The organism is uncultured Serinicoccus sp. (genome assembly GCF_947500995.1).
In the GTDB taxonomy this organism is placed as follows: Bacteria; Actinomycetota; Actinomycetes; order Actinomycetales; family Dermatophilaceae; genus Ornithinicoccus.
This window is the reverse complement of sequence record NZ_CANMUA010000045.1, coordinates 1-214: the sequence shown is the minus strand read 5'-3', so window position 1 is coordinate 214 and position 214 is coordinate 1. Positions and strand designations below refer to the sequence as shown.

The window sequence follows — 214 nt, the reverse complement described above, 5'->3', positions numbered from 1 at the left end:
GACCTTCTTCAGCAGCTCCTTGGCCTGGGCCGCGGACAGGAACGTCTTGGCTCCGCCGGGGATGAGCTCGAGCAGGAGCTTGTGCAGCTGGCATATCTTGCGGGTGTGCTCCTCACCCAGGGAGCGGCGCCGGTCCACGCACATCCGCAACACCTCGAGCTGCTCGTCGTTGATGACCGGGCGCAGCCCGGACATGCGCACCCCGACCAGGGCG

Annotated in this window: 1 pseudogene; it reads right to left on the bottom strand. The window is 67.8% G+C overall.

Annotated elements, in window-relative coordinates:
* Positions 1-214, bottom strand: a pseudogene (locus Q0967_RS17370) (IS110 family transposase); the annotation flags it as partial.